Raw genomic sequence first — 17,739 nt, forward strand, 5'->3', positions numbered from 1 at the left:
CGACAAGGCGGAAGATCCCGCGGCGGTCTGGACGTCCCGCCTACCGGCATCAGGGAGCACCATGACAGAGCAAGTCGACGTCGACCTTGCCCGCACGCTCTACCGCGACATGGCCAGAGCTCGCCGCCTCGACCAGGAGGCGCTGGCCCTCGCGCGTCAGGGACAACTCGGGCTGTGGCTGCAGTCCTGGGGACAGGAGGCCGCCCAGGTCGGTTCGATGCGCGCGCTCGACGCGAACGACTGGGTCTTCCCGTCCTATCGCGAGCACGCCGCCGCCCTCACCAGGGGCATCACGCCCGCCGAGCTGTTGTCGCAGTGGCGCGGCTCGACCCACGCCGGCTGGGACCCGGCCACCTACTGTTTCCACTTCTACTCGCTGGTCCTCGGCACACAGACCCTGCACGCCACCGGCTACGCGATGGGCACCAAGCTCGACGGCGGCAACCAGATCGTCGTCACGTACTTCGGGGACGGCGCCGCCAGCCAGGGTGACGTCAACGAGGCCTTCAACTGGGCGGCCGCGCGCAGCCTCCCGGTGCTGTTCGTCTGCCAGAACAACCAGTGGGCGATCTCCACACCGACCGAACTGCAGTTCGGCGCGCCGCTGCACCAGCGGGCGGCCGGCTTCGGCCTGCGGAGCTTCGTCGTCGACGGCAACGACGTGCTGGCGGTGCACGCCGTCACCCGGGAGGCGGCCGAGGTCGTGCGGTCCGGCCAGGGCCCGGCCTTCGTCGAGGCGGTCACGTTCCGGATGGGTGGTCACTCCACCGCCGACGACCCGGCCCGCTATCGCGACCCGGCCGACGTCGAGGCCTGGGCGGCCAGGGATCCGCTGCTCCGGCTCCGCGCGGTCCTGCACTCGGAGGAGGCGTTCTTCTCCGATCTGGACGCCGAGATCGACGCGTTCGGGGCCGAGGTCCGGGCCGCGTGCCACGGGCTCGGAGAGTGCGATCTCGACGAGGTCTTCGGCTACACCTACGCCGAGCCCCACCCGTCGCTCGCCGTGGAGCGCGCGGCCCGGCTGGCGAGCCTGACGTGACCGCGTCGCTGACGCTCGGTAAAGCGCTCAACGCGGCTCTGCGCCGCGAGCTGGCCGACGACCGGAAAGTCCTGGTGATGGGCGAGGACGTCGGTGCGCTCGGAGGCGTCTTCCGGGTCACCGACGGCCTGCAGAAGGAGTTCGGGGCCGATCGGGTCCTCGACTCGCCGCTGGCCGAATCGGCCCTGGTCGGCACCGCGATCGGCCTCGCGCTCCAGGGCTACCGGCCGGTGGTCGAGATCCAGTTCGACGGTTTCGTCTATCCGGCGTTCGACCAGATCGTGTCGCAGCTCGCGAAGATGCGGGCCCGCTCGCGGGGCACGGTCACGCTGCCGGTCGTCATCCGCATCCCGGTCGGCGGCGGGATCGGCGCGGTCGAGCACCACAGCGAGTCCAACGAGGCGTACTTCGCGCACACCGCCGGGCTGCGAGTGGTGTCGTGCTCGCACCCGCTCGACGGCTACCGCCTGCTGCGGGCCGCGATCCGCAGCGACGACCCGGTGATCTTCTACGAGCCCAAACGTCGCTACTGGGACAAGGGTGAGGTCGACCTCGGCGCGCAACCCGCGTCGCTCGATCGCGCCCGCGTGCTGCGGACCGGCAGCGACGTGACGCTGGTCGCGCACGGGCCGTCGGTCGGGGTCGCCCTGGAGGCGGCCGGCCAGGCGTCGTGTTCGGTGGGCGTGGTCGACCTGCGGACGCTGGCACCGCTCGACCTGCCGACGCTCCGCCGCTGTGCGGAGGCGACCGGACGAGTGATCGTCGTGCACGAGGCCTCGACGTTCCTGGGGATCGGCGCCGAGATCGCCGCCGCGATCACCGAGTCGTGCTTCTACGCGCTCGAGGCACCGGTACTCCGGGTCGGCTCGTATCACCTGCCGTACCCGCCGTCGTCGGCCGAGGAGGAGTTCCTTCCCGACGTCGACCGTGTGCTCGATGCCGTCGACAAGTCACTGGCCTACTGAGGAGACCTCGCGATGTTGCACGACTTTCTGGCCCGGGACTTCGAGCAGCTGGTGGTGTGCCGCGATCCGGGTACCGGCCTCGAATCCGTGATCGCCGTCCACGACACCACGCTCGGCCCGGCGCTCGGCGGCGTCCGGATGCGGCGCTACGACGATCCGGAGGCCGCCGTCCGCGACGCGATGAACCTCGCGCAGGCGATGACCTACAAGTCCGCCGTGGCCGGCCTCGACCTGGGCGGCGGCAAGAGCGTCATCAACGCGCCCGCGGATTCGGCCTCGCGCGACGAACTACTGGCCGCGCACGGGCGTTTCATCGGATCGCTGGGCGGGCGTTACATCCCGGGCGCCGACATGGGCACCGGGGCGGCCGACATGGACCTGCTGGCCCGGTACGTGCCGCGGGTGTCCAGCCGTCGCGATCCGTCCCGGTTCACCGCCCGGGGGGTGCTGCGCGCGCTGGACGCGGCCGTGGCCTGGAGCGGGGTGGGCAGCCGGCGGGTGGCCGTGCAGGGCCTGGGCAAGGTCGGGACGCATCTGGTCGAGCTGCTGCGGGCCCGGGGCACGGAGGTGGTCGTCACCGACCTCGATCCGGCCCGCGTGCGCCGCGCGATCGATGCCTACGGCGTCGAGGCCGTGCCGGTGGACGAGATCCTGTCGACCGACGCCGACGTCGTCTGCCCGTGCGCGGCCGGTGGTGTGCTGACCGAGGCCGCGATCGACCGGCTCAAGGCCCGGGTGGTGATCCCGGGCGCGAACAACGTCCTGGCTGCCGACGCCGACGCCGACCTGCTCGTGGCCAGGGGGATCGTGTTCGTCCCCGACTTCGTCGCCAACGCCGGTGGCGTCATCGCCTGCGAGGCCGAAGTGAAGGGAACCGACGAGGGCATCAACGCGAAGATCGACGCGATCGGCACCACCACGACGGCGATACTCGAGGAGGCCTCCCGGCGGGGAACCGACGTGGTCACGGTGGCCACGATGCTCGCCGAGCGACGCCTGCGTGAACGCCGCTCGCAACGGCCGTACTGGCAAAACGCGAAATCTACGATAGCGTAGGTTACGGAAGCGTAACCGAGCTCAGGGGAGTGGCCCGCATGGCCGACCAGTTGTCGACGACTGACTTACTTCGCGAACTGGAACCGGTCGTGGAGACCAACCTGAACCGGCATCTGTCCACGGCCAAGGAGTGGTTCCCGCACGAGTACGTCCCGTGGAGCCAGGGCACCGACTTCGACGGCGTGCTCGGCGGCGAAGCGTGGGCGGTCGAGCAGTCCACGCTCTCGGACGTGGCGCGCACCTCGCTGATCGTGAACCTGCTGACCGAAGACAACCTGCCCAGCTACCACCACGAGATCGCGACGATGTTCGGCCGCGACGGTGCCTGGGGCACGTGGGTGCACCGGTGGACCGCGGAGGAGGGCCGGCACGGCATCGCGATCCGCGACTACCTGCTGACCACCCGCGCGGTCGACCCGGTCGCCCTCGAGCGGGCCCGGATGGTGCACATGGGCACCGGCTTCGAGAACGCCTATCTGGACGACACCGCGCTGCACGGTATCGCCTACGTGTCGTTCCAGGAACTGGCGACGAGGGTGTCGCACCGCAACACCGGCCGCATCAGCGGTGACCCGATCTGCGACCAGCTGCTGGGCCGGGTGGCCGCGGACGAGAACCTGCACATGATCTTCTACCGGAACCTGCTCGGGGCCGCGTTCGAGCTGGCCCCCGATCTGGCCATGCGGGCGGTGTGCGATGTCGTCAAGACGTTCCAGATGCCCGGGCACAGCATCGAGAACTTCGGTCGCAAGTCGGTCCAGATCGCGATGGCGGGCATCTACGACCTGCGCATCCACCACGACGAGGTGGTGATCCCGGTGCTGCGCAACCTGAAGGCGCTGGAGGCCACCGGGCTGTCGGCCGACGGCGAGAAGGCGCGCGACGAGCTGGTGGAATTCCTGGCCGAGCTCGACCGCCAGGCGACGCGGTTCACCGAACGCCGGGACAAGATCGCGGCGACGAAGGCCGCGAGGGCCGCCCGCGCGTAGTCAGTTCAGGCCGAGCCGGGCGCCCACGCCGGTCATCTGGAACACGAAGTAGGCCTCGTAGTCGTGGATCACGTTCTTCAGGTGGTCGAACAGCTCGAAGCTGATGCTGCCGATCAGCTGGGTCCAGGCCATCAGCGCGCGGGCGTACTGCTCGTCGCTGAGGCCTGGCGCGATTTGCGGGCGTAGCGCCTCGAAGTCGGCGCGCACCGGCGCCGGGATGTCCGCGTCGCGCGCGTCGCGCAGCTGCCCGGCGTCCGCGGCGTCGTTGAGGACGCGCAGGAGCAGCAGCGGGACCCGGGTGGCCGGATCGACGGTCGTGCCGGGCGCCCGGTAGCCGGGCACCGGGCTGCCGAAGATCAGCGCGTACTCCTCGGGACGAGCCACCGCCCACCGCCGCACGGCGGTCGCGGTGACGAGCCAGCGGCCGGCGTGATCCGCGCGCGCGACGGAGGCTTCGGCCTGCTCGGCGGCAGCGCCGACCGCGTCGTAGGCGTCGACGATGAGGGCGGTCAGCAGTTCGTCGCGGCTGGGGAAGTACCGGTAGACCGCCGACGACGCCATCCCCAGTTCGCGGGCCACCGCGCGCAGCGACAGCGCGGCCGCGCCAACGTCGGTGAGCTGCCGGGACGCGGCTGCCTTGATCTCCCGGGTCAACTCCTCGCGGGCGCGGGCTCGGGCGGTTCGGGGTGCACTCATGACGCTCACTATGCCGGTCGTCCGAGAGCGCTGCAACTTTTCGAGAGCACCGCTCTTGACTTTGTCGACTCCAGGGGAGATCGTTGATCTCAACAGAGAGCGGTGCTCTCGAAACGAAGGAGAAGGCGATGGCCACCATGGAACAGACCCCCCGTTACCTCGAGCCCGGCTGGTTCACCCACCACGTGTTCAACCGCGCGGTGCGGACGCTGACCGGGGCCGGCCTGAGCCTCGCCGGCTCCCGGGTCCTGCGGGTGCGGGGCCGCAAGAGCGGCGAGTGGCGCGAGACCGCGGTGAACCTGCTGACGCTCGACGGCGAGCGCTACCTGATCTCGCCGCGCGGTACGACCCAGTGGGTCCGCAACCTGCGCGTCGCCGGTGACGGCGAACTGCGCGTCGGCCGGCGGGTCGAGGCGTTCGCCGCGACCGAGCTGCCGGACGAGGTGAAGCTCCCGGTGCTGCGCGAGTACCTGCGCAAATGGGGCTGGGAGGTCGGTCAGTTCTTCGAGGGGATCACCAAGGACTCGACCGACGCCGAACTCGACGCGATCGCGCCCGGCTTCCCGGTCTTCCGCCTCTCCTGATCAGCGAACGCCAGGGTCCGGCCGGCCGATGTCCGCATCGCGCATGGCAGGACGGCGTCACGCATAGCCTTTGACATTCGCGCGAATCGCGTCCTAGTCTCAGCGCCAACGCGAGTAGGCAACAGACTCCGTTGGTGGACCCCCGTTGCAAGCCGGTCGGCTTGCACCCGCCCGGCTCACAAGCCGAGCGAGCGGAGTAGTTGATGCGAGCGGTTCGCCATCACGTTCACGGCGGTCTCGACGCGCTGGTCGTCGACGACGTGCCCGTGCCCGAGCCGGGCCCCGACGAAGCCCTCGTGCGGGTCGAAGCCTGTGCGGTGAACTTCCTCGACATCCAGCAGCGGCGTGGGCCGGCCCTGATCCCGGGCTTCCGGCTCCCGCACATCGCGGGCATGGACATCGCCGGCACGGTCGAGGCAGGCGACGGCATCCCCACCGGCACCCGCGTGGTCGTGAACCCCGCCGTGCCCTGCGACGATTGCGACACGTGCCGGTCCGGCCGCGACGGTCACTGCCCGAACGCCAAGGTCCTGGGCGGAACCATCCCGGGCGGCTACGCCGAGTACGTCGTGGTGCCGGTGGCGAACCTGTACCCGGTGCCGGACGGCCGCGACCTCGTGGAAGCGGCCGTGGTGCCGACCATCTGGATGACGGCCAACCACGCGTTGCACGTGACCGGCCGGGCCGCGGCGGGGGAGACGGTCCTCGTCCACGCCGGGGGCAGCGGGGTGAGCACCGCGGCGATCCAGCTCGCCCGTGCGGCCGGCCTGCGGGTCATCTCGACCGTGAGCCGGCCGGAGAAGGCGGACTACGTCCGGGCGATCGGCGCCGACGTCGTCATCGACACGTCCGCGCAGGACATCGTCGGCACGGTCCGCGAGGTGACCGACGGGCGGGGCGTCGACCTGGTGCTCGACCACGTCGGTCCGGCGACCTGGGCCGCCGGCCTCTTCAGCCTGGCCGCGCGCGGCCGGCTCGTCTTCTTCGGCAACACCACCGGCGACGTCGCTGAGACCAACCTCGTCTACGCCTACCACTTCGGGCTGCAGCTCCTGGGTTCCGACCCGTACGACCGCGCCGAATTCGCGCCGGTGCTCGACGCCTACTGGAGCGGCGGCTTCCGGACGCCGATCGACAGCGAGTTCGCGCTGACCGACGCCCGGGCGGCGCAGGAGCGCCTGGAGCTCCGGCAGGCCACCGGCAAGGTGGTGCTGCGGCCATGACCAGTCCCGCGCCCGTCTGGGATCTGATCAACGGCTACGCGGCCTACTGGGCGCTGCACACCGCGGTCGAGCTCGGGCTCTTCGAGCACCTGCCGGCGACCAGTGCCGAGCTCGCCGGAGCGACCGGCGTCGCCGACCCGGCCGACGTCACGCTGCTCGCGCAGCTGCTGGCGGCGAAGGGTCTGCTGGAGACCGACGGCGAGCGGTGGAGCGCCACCCCGGTCTCCGAGCGGTTCCTCACCTCGGAATCGCCGGCCACGATGACCGGGCTGGTCCGGCACTCGCCCGGTCCGAAGGCGGGCTGGGCGGCGCTGGCCGACACACTTCGCGCCGGTCGGCCGTCCGTGGAGATCCGCGACGCGCTCGACGCGCTCTACCCCGAGCTCGTCGCGGCGACCGCCGCGACCCAGGGCGCGGTCGCGCGCGGGGTGGCGGCCGAGCTCCGCACCCGCGGCCTCTGGGACGGCTCCCGCCTGGTCGTCGACCTCGGTTGCGGCTCCGGTGCCTGGCTCGAGGCGCTGACCGCCGACGGCGCGGGCGGTATCGGCGTCGATCTGGCCCACGTGCTGCCGGGTGCGCTGAACCGGCTGGCCGGGGGCACGGTCGCGTTCATCGCCGGTGACTACCTCGAGGTCACGATTCCGCCCCGGCGGGCAGGCGTCGTGATCCTGGCGCACGTCCTGCGCGCCGAACCCGCCGATCGGGCCGAGGCCCTCTTCGGTCGTGCGCTCGACCTGCTCGCCGAGGGCGGCGTCCTCGTCGTCGCCGACTACTTCCGTCCGGCGGACGGTGCCCTTACCCAGGCCTGTGCCGACGCCGTCCACGACGTCACCTTGGCGCTGACCATGCGGGCCTCGACGCTCGGCCGCGGGCTCACCGAAACCGCGCTGGCCGACTGGTGCGCCGCCCGCGGGGCCCGCACCGTCGCGGTGGTGGAACCCGTGCCACGCCAGCGCGTGCACCTCATCACGCTCTCGGGAGGTTCCCAATGACCAATGCCGACCCAATGACCAATGCCGACCCAATGACCACGACACATGCCGACACGCTGATCGTCGGCACGACCGTCGTCAGCATGAACGACGAGCGGCACGTGATCACCGACGCGGCGGTAGCGATCAAGGACGGTCTGATCGCCGCCGTCGGGAAGACGGCCGACGTGCGGGCGGCGTGGCACGCCGACGACGTGATCGACGGACGCCGTTTCGTCGTGACGCCCGGCCTGATCAACACCCACGTGCACGCGACCGGCGAACCGCTGACCCGCGGGTTCGTCCCGGACGACACGCCGTTCATCGAGAACGTGTTCGAGTGGCTGACGCCGATCCACACGTTCTACAGCGAGGAGGACGAGCACATCTCGGCCCAGCTCGCCGCGCTCGAGATGCTCAAGTCGGGCACCACGACGTTCCTCGAGGCGGGCACGGTCCGCTTCATCGACCCGGTGGTGGAGGCCCTGGGCGAGATCGGCATCCGGGCCCGGGTCGGGCCGTGGGCCTGGGACCTGGTGCAGGACTACGACGTCCTGAAGATGGACACCGACACCGCGATCGCGACGCTCGAAGACTCGATGAACCGGCACGCGTCGAGCTACGACGGGCGGATCCAGGCCTGGCCGATCATCATCGGGCACACCTGCTGCAGCGACGAGCTCTGGAAGGCCGCGAAGGAGCTCTCGGTGCGGCACGGCACCGGGCTGAGCTTCCACATGTCGCCGGCCGCGATGGACCCCGAGGGCTTCCTGGCGAAGTTCGGCCAGCGCCCGATGGTGCACCTCGACGAGATCGGGGTGCTGGGCGAGAACGTGATCCTCACCCACGCCGTCCACGTGGACGACGAGGAGATCGCGCTGCTGGCCAGTACCGGCACGAGCGTCTCGCACTGCCCGACGACCGCGCTGAAGGTCTCGTACGGCGTGACGCAGATCGGCAAGTTCCCGGAGATGGCCGCCGCCGGTGTCAACGTGGCGATCGGCACCGACGGCAACAACGCGTCGAACTACCACGACCTGATGCGGGCGACGTACCTGGTCGCGGGCCTGTTCAAGGACGCGCGCCGGGACGCCACGATGTTCCCGGCCGAGACCGCGTTCGCGATGGCCACCCGCAACGGCGCCCGTGGGCTGCAGGAGTCCGACCGGCTCGGCTCGATCGAGGTCGGCAAGCAGGCCGACCTGGTGCTGCACGACACCGACCGTCCGGAGTGGCGTCCGCTGCACAACGTCGCCAACCAGCTGGTGTGGTCCGCCGACGGGCGTGGCGTCCACACCGTGATCGTCGGCGGGCGTCGCGTCGTCGAGAACTACCGCTGCACCACGCTCGACGAGTTCGACCTGCTGGAGCGCGCGCAGCGCGCCGGCGACGGGATCCGTCGCCGCTCCGGGCTCCCCGACCGGGCCAAGTGGCCCACCATCTGAGAGGACAACGATCATGGCTCAACTGACCGAACCCCGCTGGACGCACGTCGCACTGCCCGTCACCGACCTCGACGCGTCGATCGAGTTCTACACGACGGTGACCCCGCTGGTGATCGTCACGCGCAACGTCGACGACAACGGCCGGGGCGTGTGGCTGTCGAACGCGAACCAGGTCGACTCGCCGTTCGTGCTGGTGCTGGCCGAGTTCAAGCCGGAGATCGGCAAGAACTTCGGCATCGAGCCGGGGCAGAAGGCGACGACGCTCGCGCCGTTCGCGCACCTCGGCATCGAGCTGCCGAACCGCGAGGACGTCGACGCGGTCGCCGAGAAGGCCCGCGCGGTCGGCGCGCTGGAGTGGGAGCCGCGGGACATGGCGGCGCACATCGGCTACATCTGCGCGGTGAAGGACCCCGACGGCAACACGGTGGAGTTCTCGCACAACCAGAAGGTGTTCTCGACGATCACCGAGCTCTGGGGCTGAGTACGTCCGGCCCGGCCTCCTGCGATCAGGGGCGCCGGGCCATGTTCTTCTGCGCCCACTCGTCGAACGTCGTGAGCCCGATGCCGAGTTCCGTGGCGAATTCCGGTCGCGCGGGCTGTCCGGCGACGTTCATCAGCTCCATCGGGAGGGACGCGTAAGCCGGCATGCCTGCGGCGAGCGCCTCCGGCCCGGTCAGGTCTGGTGCGGTGATCGGAGTTCCGAGGGCGCGGGACAGGACCTCGGCGATCGCGGTCATCGGCAGGTAGTCGCTCGCCAGTTCGAGCTCGACCCGGTGGAAGCGTTCCGGCTGCGCCACGGCGGCGGCGACCGTGGCACCGATGTCGTCGACCGCGACCAGCGACAGGCTCGTGGTGGGCCGGAGCACGGTCACGAGTCCGCCCTCGGCGCCGCGGGGCAGCAGGTACGCGGCCGAGAGCAGGAAGTTCTCCATGAAGAAGCCGGGCTTGACCAGCGTCCAGAACGGAAAACCGGCCTCGCGCACGCGGTTCTCGATGCCCTGCTTGGCAGCGTAGTACGGCTCCATCGGAGCCCAGCGGCCCTCCGCGTAACCGGGCGCGGTCTTCAGCCGGCCGGAGCCGGAGACCGAGGTGTGCACGAACTGCTCCACGTTCGCGGCGCGCGCCGCGTCGATCAGGTTGGCCGCCAGCCGCACCTCGCCGTCGAAGTCGAACGCGCCGTTCTTGACCTCGGGCATCTGGATCGAGAAGACCGAGGTCACGCTCTCGACGGCGGCCCGGAGCGACTCGCGGTCGCGCAGGTCGCCGACGACGAGGTCAGCGCCCGCGCCGGCCACCGCCTGCGCTGCGGGGGACGCCGGGTCGCGCACCAAGGCGCGGACGGGGACGCCCGCGGCCAGCAGAGCGCGGGCGGACGCGCCGCCCTGCTGGCCGGTGGCGCCGACGACGAGGACGGTCATCGTTATCTCCTTCGGGCAATAAACGGCGGGGCCCGCCGCTTCTGTGTTCGCTAAGATACGGCGGGGCCCGCCACTTAGCAACCGGAGGTGTCATGCGTGCCGACGCCCAGCGCAACTACGCGGTGCTCCTGGAGGTGGCCGCGCGGGCGGTGGCGGAGCAGGGCGCCGACGCGTCGCTGGAGCAGATCGCGCGGACGGCGGGGGTCGGCTCCGGGACCGTGCGGCGGCACTTCCCGAACCGGCAGGCCCTGCTCTCGGCGGTGTTCCGCAACCAGGTCGACGCGCTGGCGGAACAGGCCGAGGCGTTGGGCGGGCACCCGGACGCCCGGGCGGCGCTGCTGGAGTGGCTCCGGGCCGTCCTGACGTTCGCGGCGACGAACCGCGGGCTGGCGGAGGCCCTCAACCGCGACGCCGTCGACCCGCACGAGCACTGCGCGACCGGACGGCTGACCGCGGCCGGTGCGCCGCTGGTGCGCCGCGCCGCGAACGCGCTGGCGCCCGGGGTGACGATCACCGACCTGCTGACCCTGGTCACCGGGATCGCGCTGGCGACCGAGCGCCATCCGTCCGCGGCCGCCGAGGCCGAGCGGCTCCTCCGGCTGACGATCGACGGGGTCAGCCCGAGCTGAGCCTCACGTCGCGGACCTGGAGATCCTCGTCCAGCCGGACCAGGTCGGCGGCCAGGCCGGGGGAGAGGCTGCCGGTGCGGTGAGTGAGGCGCAGCACGGCCGCCGGGGTGGTCGCGGCCGAGACGGCAGCGTCCACGATGGACAGGCCGGTGACCCGGACGGCGTGGCGCAGGGCGGCGTCCATCGTGAGCGTGCTGCCGGCCAGCGTGCCGTCGGTGAGACGAACGGTGCCGTGGTCGGCGATCACCGGCACCGGGCCGAGGTGGTACCGGCCGCTGCTCATGCCGGCGGCGGGGGTGGCGTCGGTGATGAACGCGATGCGCCCGGGCCCGGCCGCCGCGACCGCGAGCCGCACGGCGTCGTCGTGGACGTGGACGCCGTCGTTGATGACCTCGCAGGTGACGCCGGGGTTGGCAAGGGCCGCGCCGGCCGGTCCGGGATCGCGGTGATGGAACTGGCGCATCGCGCTGAACAAGTGCGTGGCCAGGCGAGCGCCGCCGGCGAAGGCGTCCCGGGCCTGGACGTAGTTGGCCTCGGTGTGGCCGACGGCGGCGATGACGTCGTTCGCCACTACCTCGGCCAGCAGCTCCATGCCGCCGGGCAGCTCCGGGGCGAGCGTGATGACCCGGACGTGTCCGCGGCCGGCGTCGCGCAGCCGGTGGAACGCGGCCAGGTCGGGGGCGAGCAGGTATTCGCCGTGGTGGGATCCGCGTTTGGCCGGGTTGAGGAACGGACCCTCCAGGTGGATACCGGCGATGCCGGGCTCACCGGCGTCGATCAGATCGGCGATGACGCCGACGGCGGCGAGCATCCGGTCGAGCCGGTCGGTCACCAGGCTGGCCAGGGTCGTCGTGGTTCCGTGGGCGCGGTGGAAGGCGACCGCGCGGCGGATCTCGTCCGGATCGTCGGTGGTGATCTGAGCCCCGCCCCCGCCGTGCATGTGCAGGTCGACGAAGCCGGGTAGCAGCCATCCGCCGTCGAGGTCGACGGTCTGCCGATGGGGTGGAGGAGTGCCGCGGCCGATCGCGACGATCCGGGAACCGTCGACGGTGAGCCAGCCCGGGTCGAGGACCGCGGAGGGAGTGACGATGCGGCCACCGGTGTACGCGATCACGTCGGGGGGCACGAGCTCATCGTTGCTCAGCCAGGTGGCCGTTGTCGACGCGGGCGGCGAACGTCAGGATCGCGTCGGCCAGTGGTCCGGGGGCTTCCTGGGCCACCAGGTGGCCTACTCCGTCGAGGTGGACCGAGGTGACCTCGCCCGCGCTCACCTGGCGGAACGTGTTTTCGGTGAGCGATGCGCTGGGGCCCCCGACGGTGAGCACCGGTACGGTGAGCGGGCTCGATTCGGCCAGTTCCCTGGTGGCGCCGTGGTCGGCGAAGATCGCCTGGTAGAGGCCCGCGGTGCCGCGCCAGCCGTCGGGGCGCGCGTATGTGCGGAGGAATTCGTCGAGGTCGGCGTCGGTGACGGCGTCTTTCGTGGCGCTCATCATTGGGTAGGCCCAGCCGGCCAGCAGGTCGCGCTCGTGGCCGGGTAACAGGAGCTCCGGAATGCCCGGGGTGCCGAGGAAACCGACGTGCCAGGAGCCGCCGTGGTTGACGTCGGCGAGGTTCTCGAGGCCGTACCCGGGAAGGGTCGTCTCGACCGCGATCAGGCTGAGTACGTCGGCGGCGTGCGTGGCGGCGAGGTGGAAGCCGACGCCACCGCTGATGTCCTGGACGGACAGGTGGACCGGGCCGGCGCCCAGGTGCTGGACCAGGTGGTGCAGGTCCTCGGCCGAGGTGGCCGGGTCGTAGTCGCCGTCGGCGTGGCTGGAGTCGCCGAAGCCGCGGAGGTCGACGGCGTAGACCCGGTGGGTCTCGGCGAGCAGCGGGATGAGCTCGCGGAACGCCCACCACGTCTCGGGCCAGCCGTGCACGAGCAGGATCGGGGAGCCGGTGTCGCCGGCCGAGACGTAGTGCAGCTCGGCGCCGTTGACGTCGGCGAGATGGTGGCTGACGTTCATGGTTACTCCCGAATTCGACAACCTGACTGTCGAAAATATTAGACAGCCAAGTTGTCGATGTCAACAGCTCGGTTAGGCTGCCCGGCATGTCACGATCCGGCGCCGACCTCGCGCTGCTGCTGCTCGGCGGATTTCGTCACCTGGCTGACCGGGCGACCGTCGAACTCGCGGCCCGGGGCTACGAGGACGTGCGCCCGGTGCACGACTTCGCGCTGACCGCGATCCTCGGCGGAGCCGACAACGCGTCCGAACTCGGAAGGCGGATGTCGGTGACCAAGCAGTCCGCGGCCAAGATGATCACCGTGCTGGAGGAGCGCGGGTTCGTGAACCGCGAGCCCGATCCGGCGGACGGACGCCGGATGCGGCTGCACGTCACCGAGCGCGGCCTCGCGATGCGCCGCGAGGGCGAAGCGATCTTCGACGAGCTGCGGGTGGAGTGGGAGCGGCAGGTGGGGGAGCGCACACTGGCGGCCGTGGAGGACGCACTCCGGCACCTGGTCGGCGACGGCCCCGGCCGGATCGATTCTCCCGGCTGGCTGCTCCAACACCTCCCTTCGGACGAATGATCGCCCGGCTCGTCCTGGTGGAGCCCGGGACAGGCGAAGACCCGTGTGCTGTGCAGGGAGGTTGGTCAATCGGGTGATGGGTGGCTGGGCTCTGATGGCGGCCATCGTTTCGCGGTGCGCCAGGCGACCCGTAAGTACTCCGCGGCACTAGCGTGGGACCTAGCGCGGTTCGTCGCGGGTCCAGGAACCCATGACCATGAGCGTCTTCGTCCCGACCACCGAGCCGGTACGGCGCAGCCGATCGATCACCTGCTGCAGGTGGCCGATGTCGCGGACCCGCAGGTGGATCAGCGCGTCCGGGTCGCCCGCGATCGTGTAGACGGCCTCGACCTCCGGCACGGCGGACGCCGACCCGATGATCTGACTCACCGGCGTGGCACCGGCGTAGCGCAACTCGGTGAAGGCCTCGACGTTCCACCCCAGCTTCGCGTGATCGATCTTCACGGCGAACCCGGTGATGATCCCGCGCTCCCGCAGGCGGTCGACCCGGCGCTTCACGGCCGCGACCGACAGGCCGACCTCGCCCGCCATCTCGGAGAACGTCCGCCGGCCGTCCGCGGCCAGCAGACGCAGCAGTTCGTGGTCGATGTCATCCACGGTCATACGCAAGAGTTTCACGCCATCCGTGCTCGCTGCGTGCGGTTTTTGCGTGATTCCCCGCGCTTCTCGCAAGGTGCTTGCGGCGCTGGTGCCGTCCCAGGTCAGCTGAGGCCAAGCCCCGCAGGAGGAGAAGCCCATGAGCGCCTCGGTTTCCCTGGACGACAAGTACACCGCTGAGAACGGCCGGGTCCTGATCTCCGGCATCCAGGCCCTCGTCCGGCTCGTGCTCGAGCAGCGGAAGCTCGACGAGGCCCGGGGCCTGAACACCCGGATCTTCGTGAGCGGATACCAGGGCTCGCCCCTCGGCGGCCTGGACATGGAGATGGTCCGGGCCCGGCGGTTCCTCGATCCCGCGGGTGTCGTGTTCCGGCCCGGCCTCAACGAGGAACTCGCCGCTACCGCGGTGGGCGGCACGCAGCTGCTCGGTCAGGTCCCCGGTGCGCGCCACGACGGGGTCGTCGGATTCTGGTACGGCAAGAACCCCGGCCTGGACCGCGCGGCCGACGCGATCCGGCACAGCAACGTCGCCGGAACCGCCGCGCTCGGCGGCGCGGTGGCGCTGATCGGCGACGACCCCGGCAGCAAGTCCTCCACGGTGCCGAGCTCGTGCGAGCCGATGTGCGAGAACCTCTCGATGCCGTTCCTGGCCCCGGGGACGGTGGCCGAGCTCATCGAGTACGGACTGCACGCGGTCGCGCTGTCGAGGGCGTCCGGCCTGTGGGTGGGTCTGAAGATCGTGGCCGACGTGGCCGACGCGTCGACCACGCTCGACGTCACCGGAACGACGGCGGGTGTGCCCGCGCCGGGACGCACGCCCCGGCCGGCTCCGCCGATCCTCGTCGGACCGGCGTCGCTCGACGCCGAGCACGACATGCTGACCCGCCGTCTCAACCTCGCCCGCGAGTACGCCCGCGTCGCGGGCCTCAACCGGATCGTGTTCAGCGCCCGGCGGGCGACGCTCGGCGTCCTCGCGTCCGGCACCGGCTACGCCGTGCTGCAGCGCGCGCTGGACGACCTCGGCCTCGACGAAGCGGCCCAGGAGCGGCTCGGGCTGCGCCTGATCAAGCTGGCCATGCCCTACCCCGCCGACCGCGAACTGCTCGCCGAGCTCACCGCCGGTCTGGACGAGGTCCTCGTCGTCGAGGACAAGGTCCCGTTCCTCGAGGGGCATCTGAAGGAAGCCCTCTACCGGCGGCCGGACGCACCGATCGTGGTCGGCCGGTACGACGAAACCGGCCGCCCGCTGCTCACCGCGCGCGGCACGCTCAGCGCGGACGACGTCGCGACCGCGCTGGTCGCCCGCATCGGCGCCGAGCACTTCCCGGAGAAGGCCGCGGCGACGCCCCGGCCCCGCATTGCGCTGCCGACGATCTCCGCCCGGGCTCCGTACTTCTGCTCGGGCTGCCCGCACAACACCTCGACCCGCACCGCCGACGACACGCTGGTCGGCGTCGGCATCGGCTGTCACGCGATGGTCGCGCTCGACCAGCACGGCCGCGGCACCCCGGTCGGCATCACCCAGATGGGCGGTGAGGGCGCCCAGTGGATCGGGCTCGCCCCGTTCACCGACGACCGCCACTTCGTGCAGAACCTCGGCGACGGCACGTTCCACCACTCCGGCTCGCTGGCGATCCGCGCGGCCGTCGCGGCAGGCGTCCGCATGACCTACAAACTGCTCTACAACGACGCGGTCGCGATGACCGGCGGTCAGCGGGCCGAAGGCCGCCTCGACATCCCGACGCTGACCCGGTGGCTGGCCGACGAAGGCGTCCGGAAGGTCGTCGTCACCACCGACGACCCCGGCGCCTACCGCACCGTCCGGCTGGACCCGATCGCCTCCGTCCGCCACCGAGACCAGTTCGCGGACGTCGAACAGCAGCTCGCCGCCGTCGACGGCGTCACCGTCCTCCTCCACGACGACCGCTGCGCCGCCGAGGAACGTCGGCTGCGCAAACGCGGGCAGCTCCCGACGCCGGCCGAGAAGGTCGTCATCAACGAGCGGGTCTGCGAGGGCTGCGGAGACTGCGGGGAGAAGTCCACGTGTCTGTCGGTGCAGCCGGTGAGCACCGAGTTCGGCCGCAAGACCCGCATCCACCAGGCCTCCTGCAACTCCGACTTCACCTGTCTGACCGGTGACTGCCCGTCATTCCTGCTGGTCGAGCCGGGGAAGCCGACGCCTCGCACGGTTCCCCCGGTGCCGGTCGCGCTGCCGGAACCCCGCCCGCGCTTCGCCGGCGCCGACGTGCTGCTGCGCATGCCGGGCATCGGTGGCACCGGTGTGGTCACCGCGTCGCAGATCCTGCAGATGGCCGCCCACCTGGACGGGCTGCACACCGCCGGCCTGGAGCAGACCGGGCTCGCGCAGAAGGGCGGTCCGGTCGTCAGCGACGTCCGGATCTCGACGGCGCCGCTGACCGGTGCGCTCCGCGCCTCCCGCGGAGCGGTGGACGTGCTGGTCGGCTTCGACCTCCTGGGCGCGGCCGCGCAGTCCACGCTCGACACGGCCAGGGCCGGCCACACGATCGCGGTGCTCAACAGCGCGATCGTCCCCACCGCGGCGATGGTCACCGGCCGCGTCGTGCTCCCGGACAGCCCGGACGACGCGCTGGAGCGCATCGCGTCGGTCACCCGGTCCGACGCGACCATCCACGTCGACGCGCAGGGACTGGCCGAGGCGCTGTTCGGCGACCACATGCCGGTGAACATGCTGCTGCTCGGCGCCGTCTACCAGCACGGGTGCCTACCGCTGTCGGCCGGCGCGATCGAGCAGGCGATCCGGCTCAACGGCGCCGCGGTGGACCGGACCCTGGCGGCGTTCCGGTGGGGGCGGGCCGTCGTCGTCGACCGGAGTGCCGTGGAGGCCGTGTTCCGGGCGGCCCCGGCGGCGGGGGTCTCGTTCGACGAGGTGCTCGCCACCCGCGTCGCCGACCTCACCGGCTACCAGGACGCGGCCTACGCCGCCCGCTACCGCGACGAGGTCGAGCGGATCGCCGCGCTGGCCGGCGAGCGGTCCGGCGCCGAGGCCGGTGAGCGGATCGGCGTCGCCTACGCCCGGGGCCTGCACCGGTTCATGGCCTACAAGGACGAGTACGAGGTCGCCCGGCTGCACCTCGACCCGGCCGAGCGGGCCCGGCGCGAGGCCGAGTTCGGCGCCGGCGCGGCCGTGTCGGTGCTGCTGCACCCGCCGGTGCTGCGCGCGCTGGGGATGAAACGCAAGATCCGGCTGCGCCGGACCGCGTCCCCGGCGTTCCGGATCCTGCGCCGGGCCCGGCACCTGCGCGGGACCCCGTGGGACGTCTTCGGCTACGCCGAGGTCCGGCGGGTCGAACGCGCGTTGATCGCCGAATACCGGGCCGCGGTCCGGGAGGCGCTCGCGGCCGGCACCACCGACCAGGTCGTCGCCGTCGCGGAACTCGCCGAGGTGGTGCGCGGGTACGAGGACATCAAGCTGGCCCGGGTGGAACAGTTCCGGGAGCAACTCCGGGCCGCGCTGGCGGAGATCGCGGACGGCGACCGGCGGCCGGCGGCCGCGGTCTGACGTCACGGCCGGCC

At 71.5% G+C, this 17,739-nt stretch carries 17 protein-coding genes; 12 read left to right on the plus strand and 5 right to left on the minus strand.

Annotated elements, in window-relative coordinates:
* Nucleotides 1-61: 61 nt before the first annotated feature.
* From ACIBZJ_RS37115 to ACIBZJ_RS37130, 4 genes are read left to right on the plus strand one after another with little or no spacing between them, the layout of a single operon-like run.
* Nucleotides 62-1,039 carry a thiamine pyrophosphate-dependent enzyme gene (locus ACIBZJ_RS37115; RefSeq protein WP_395938251.1) on the plus strand — a complete coding sequence of 326 codons (978 nt, stop codon included), beginning with the start codon at nt 62-64 and terminating at the stop codon, nt 1,037-1,039.
* Nucleotides 1,036-2,004: an alpha-ketoacid dehydrogenase subunit beta gene (locus ACIBZJ_RS37120; RefSeq protein ID WP_395938253.1), complete on the plus strand. Its 969-nt coding sequence runs from the start codon at nt 1,036-1,038 to the stop codon at nt 2,002-2,004. The genes ACIBZJ_RS37115 and ACIBZJ_RS37120 overlap by 4 nt, the downstream gene beginning before the upstream one ends.
* 12 nt (nt 2,005-2,016) lie before the next feature.
* Nucleotides 2,017-3,060: a Glu/Leu/Phe/Val dehydrogenase dimerization domain-containing protein gene (locus tag ACIBZJ_RS37125; RefSeq protein ID WP_395938255.1), complete on the plus strand. Its 1,044-nt coding sequence runs from the start codon at nt 2,017-2,019 to the stop codon at nt 3,058-3,060.
* 38 nt (nt 3,061-3,098) lie between these two features.
* Nucleotides 3,099-4,049, plus strand: a complete 951-nt coding sequence (locus ACIBZJ_RS37130) for an acyl-ACP desaturase (RefSeq protein ID WP_395938257.1) — start codon at nt 3,099-3,101, stop codon at nt 4,047-4,049.
* On the opposite strand, the gene ACIBZJ_RS37135 is transcribed toward ACIBZJ_RS37130, so the two are convergent.
* The gene (locus tag ACIBZJ_RS37135; protein ID WP_395938259.1) at nt 4,050-4,745 is read right to left on the minus strand and encodes a TetR/AcrR family transcriptional regulator; all 696 of its coding nucleotides are present in this window, start codon (nt 4,743-4,745) and stop codon (nt 4,050-4,052) included. It lies immediately after the preceding gene.
* Between the two features lie 137 nt (nt 4,746-4,882).
* Here ACIBZJ_RS37135 and ACIBZJ_RS37140 point away from each other — a divergent pair, with 137 nt between their 5' ends.
* From ACIBZJ_RS37140 to ACIBZJ_RS37160, 5 genes are all read left to right on the plus strand, one after another.
* A complete protein-coding gene (locus ACIBZJ_RS37140; protein WP_395938442.1) occupies nt 4,883-5,329 on the plus strand; it encodes a nitroreductase/quinone reductase family protein in 447 nt (148 codons plus the stop codon).
* A 203-nt stretch (nt 5,330-5,532) separates the two neighbouring features.
* Nucleotides 5,533-6,552: a zinc-binding dehydrogenase gene (locus ACIBZJ_RS37145; protein ID WP_395938261.1), complete on the plus strand. Its 1,020-nt coding sequence runs from the start codon at nt 5,533-5,535 to the stop codon at nt 6,550-6,552.
* The gene (locus ACIBZJ_RS37150; protein ID WP_395938263.1) at nt 6,549-7,544 is read left to right on the plus strand and encodes a methyltransferase domain-containing protein; all 996 of its coding nucleotides are present in this window, start codon (nt 6,549-6,551) and stop codon (nt 7,542-7,544) included. The genes ACIBZJ_RS37145 and ACIBZJ_RS37150 overlap by 4 nt, the downstream gene beginning before the upstream one ends.
* Nucleotides 7,545-7,576: 32 nt before the next feature.
* Complete coding sequence (locus ACIBZJ_RS37155; RefSeq protein ID WP_395938264.1) at nt 7,577-8,968, plus strand: amidohydrolase family protein; 1,392 nt, start codon at nt 7,577-7,579, stop codon at nt 8,966-8,968.
* Nucleotides 8,969-8,981: 13 nt separating this feature from the next.
* Entirely contained in the window at nt 8,982-9,449 is a 468-nt protein-coding gene (locus tag ACIBZJ_RS37160; protein WP_395938266.1) for a VOC family protein, read from the plus strand.
* 25 nt (nt 9,450-9,474) lie between these two features.
* On the opposite strand, the gene ACIBZJ_RS37165 is transcribed toward ACIBZJ_RS37160, so the two are convergent.
* Complete coding sequence (locus ACIBZJ_RS37165; protein WP_395938267.1) at nt 9,475-10,386, minus strand: NmrA family NAD(P)-binding protein; 912 nt, start codon at nt 10,384-10,386, stop codon at nt 9,475-9,477.
* A 92-nt stretch (nt 10,387-10,478) separates the two neighbouring features.
* Here ACIBZJ_RS37165 and ACIBZJ_RS37170 point away from each other — a divergent pair, with 92 nt between their 5' ends.
* The gene (locus ACIBZJ_RS37170; RefSeq protein WP_395938268.1) at nt 10,479-11,015 is read left to right on the plus strand and encodes a TetR/AcrR family transcriptional regulator; all 537 of its coding nucleotides are present in this window, start codon (nt 10,479-10,481) and stop codon (nt 11,013-11,015) included.
* Here ACIBZJ_RS37170 and nagA read toward each other — a convergent pair.
* The gene (gene nagA, locus ACIBZJ_RS37175) at nt 11,002-12,141 is read right to left on the minus strand and encodes an N-acetylglucosamine-6-phosphate deacetylase (RefSeq protein WP_395938269.1); all 1,140 of its coding nucleotides are present in this window, start codon (nt 12,139-12,141) and stop codon (nt 11,002-11,004) included. The genes ACIBZJ_RS37170 and nagA overlap by 14 nt on opposite strands.
* A 4-nt stretch (nt 12,142-12,145) precedes the next feature.
* Nucleotides 12,146-13,021 (minus strand): alpha/beta fold hydrolase, encoded by an 876-nt coding sequence (locus ACIBZJ_RS37180; protein WP_395938271.1) that lies wholly within the window; start codon nt 13,019-13,021, stop codon nt 12,146-12,148.
* An 86-nt stretch (nt 13,022-13,107) separates the two neighbouring features.
* Here ACIBZJ_RS37180 and ACIBZJ_RS37185 point away from each other — a divergent pair, with 86 nt between their 5' ends.
* The gene (locus ACIBZJ_RS37185) at nt 13,108-13,587 is read left to right on the plus strand and encodes a MarR family winged helix-turn-helix transcriptional regulator (RefSeq protein ID WP_395938273.1); all 480 of its coding nucleotides are present in this window, start codon (nt 13,108-13,110) and stop codon (nt 13,585-13,587) included.
* A 159-nt stretch (nt 13,588-13,746) separates the two neighbouring features.
* Here ACIBZJ_RS37185 and ACIBZJ_RS37190 read toward each other — a convergent pair whose 3' ends face one another.
* Nucleotides 13,747-14,190: an Lrp/AsnC family transcriptional regulator gene (locus ACIBZJ_RS37190; protein WP_395938275.1), complete on the minus strand. Its 444-nt coding sequence runs from the start codon at nt 14,188-14,190 to the stop codon at nt 13,747-13,749.
* 133 nt (nt 14,191-14,323) lie between these two features.
* Here ACIBZJ_RS37190 and ACIBZJ_RS37195 point away from each other — a divergent pair, with 133 nt between their 5' ends.
* Nucleotides 14,324-17,725 (plus strand): indolepyruvate ferredoxin oxidoreductase family protein, encoded by a 3,402-nt coding sequence (locus ACIBZJ_RS37195; protein ID WP_395938277.1) that lies wholly within the window; start codon nt 14,324-14,326, stop codon nt 17,723-17,725.
* Nucleotides 17,726-17,739: the final 14 nt, after the last annotated feature.

The organism is Cryptosporangium sp. NPDC051539 (assembly GCF_044454545.1).
Taxonomy (GTDB): Bacteria; Actinomycetota; Actinomycetes; order Mycobacteriales; family Cryptosporangiaceae; genus Cryptosporangium.

What these genes read in the sequence shown, in the direction of transcription:
- ACIBZJ_RS37115 (WP_395938251.1), top strand. Translation starts at nt 62, where the DNA reads ATGACAGAGCAAGTCGACGTCGACCTTGCCCGCACGCTCTACCGCGAC.
- ACIBZJ_RS37125 (WP_395938255.1), top strand. Translation starts at nt 2,017, where the DNA reads ATGTTGCACGACTTTCTGGCCCGGGACTTCGAGCAGCTGGTGGTGTGC.
- ACIBZJ_RS37130 (WP_395938257.1), top strand. Translation starts at nt 3,099, where the DNA reads ATGGCCGACCAGTTGTCGACGACTGACTTACTTCGCGAACTGGAACCG.
- ACIBZJ_RS37135 (WP_395938259.1), bottom strand. Translation starts at nt 4,745, where the DNA reads ATGAGTGCACCCCGAACCGCCCGAGCCCGCGCCCGCGAGGAGTTGACC.
- ACIBZJ_RS37140 (WP_395938442.1), top strand. Translation starts at nt 4,883, where the DNA reads ATGGAACAGACCCCCCGTTACCTCGAGCCCGGCTGGTTCACCCACCAC.
- ACIBZJ_RS37145 (WP_395938261.1), top strand. Translation starts at nt 5,533, where the DNA reads ATGCGAGCGGTTCGCCATCACGTTCACGGCGGTCTCGACGCGCTGGTC.
- ACIBZJ_RS37150 (WP_395938263.1), top strand. Translation starts at nt 6,549, where the DNA reads ATGACCAGTCCCGCGCCCGTCTGGGATCTGATCAACGGCTACGCGGCC.
- ACIBZJ_RS37155 (WP_395938264.1), top strand. Translation starts at nt 7,577, where the DNA reads ATGACCACGACACATGCCGACACGCTGATCGTCGGCACGACCGTCGTC.
- ACIBZJ_RS37160 (WP_395938266.1), top strand. Translation starts at nt 8,982, where the DNA reads ATGGCTCAACTGACCGAACCCCGCTGGACGCACGTCGCACTGCCCGTC.
- ACIBZJ_RS37165 (WP_395938267.1), bottom strand. Translation starts at nt 10,386, where the DNA reads ATGACCGTCCTCGTCGTCGGCGCCACCGGCCAGCAGGGCGGCGCGTCC.
- ACIBZJ_RS37170 (WP_395938268.1), top strand. Translation starts at nt 10,479, where the DNA reads ATGCGTGCCGACGCCCAGCGCAACTACGCGGTGCTCCTGGAGGTGGCC.
- ACIBZJ_RS37180 (WP_395938271.1), bottom strand. Translation starts at nt 13,021, where the DNA reads ATGAACGTCAGCCACCATCTCGCCGACGTCAACGGCGCCGAGCTGCAC.
- ACIBZJ_RS37185 (WP_395938273.1), top strand. Translation starts at nt 13,108, where the DNA reads ATGTCACGATCCGGCGCCGACCTCGCGCTGCTGCTGCTCGGCGGATTT.
- ACIBZJ_RS37190 (WP_395938275.1), bottom strand. Translation starts at nt 14,190, where the DNA reads ATGACCGTGGATGACATCGACCACGAACTGCTGCGTCTGCTGGCCGCG.
- ACIBZJ_RS37195 (WP_395938277.1), top strand. Translation starts at nt 14,324, where the DNA reads ATGAGCGCCTCGGTTTCCCTGGACGACAAGTACACCGCTGAGAACGGC.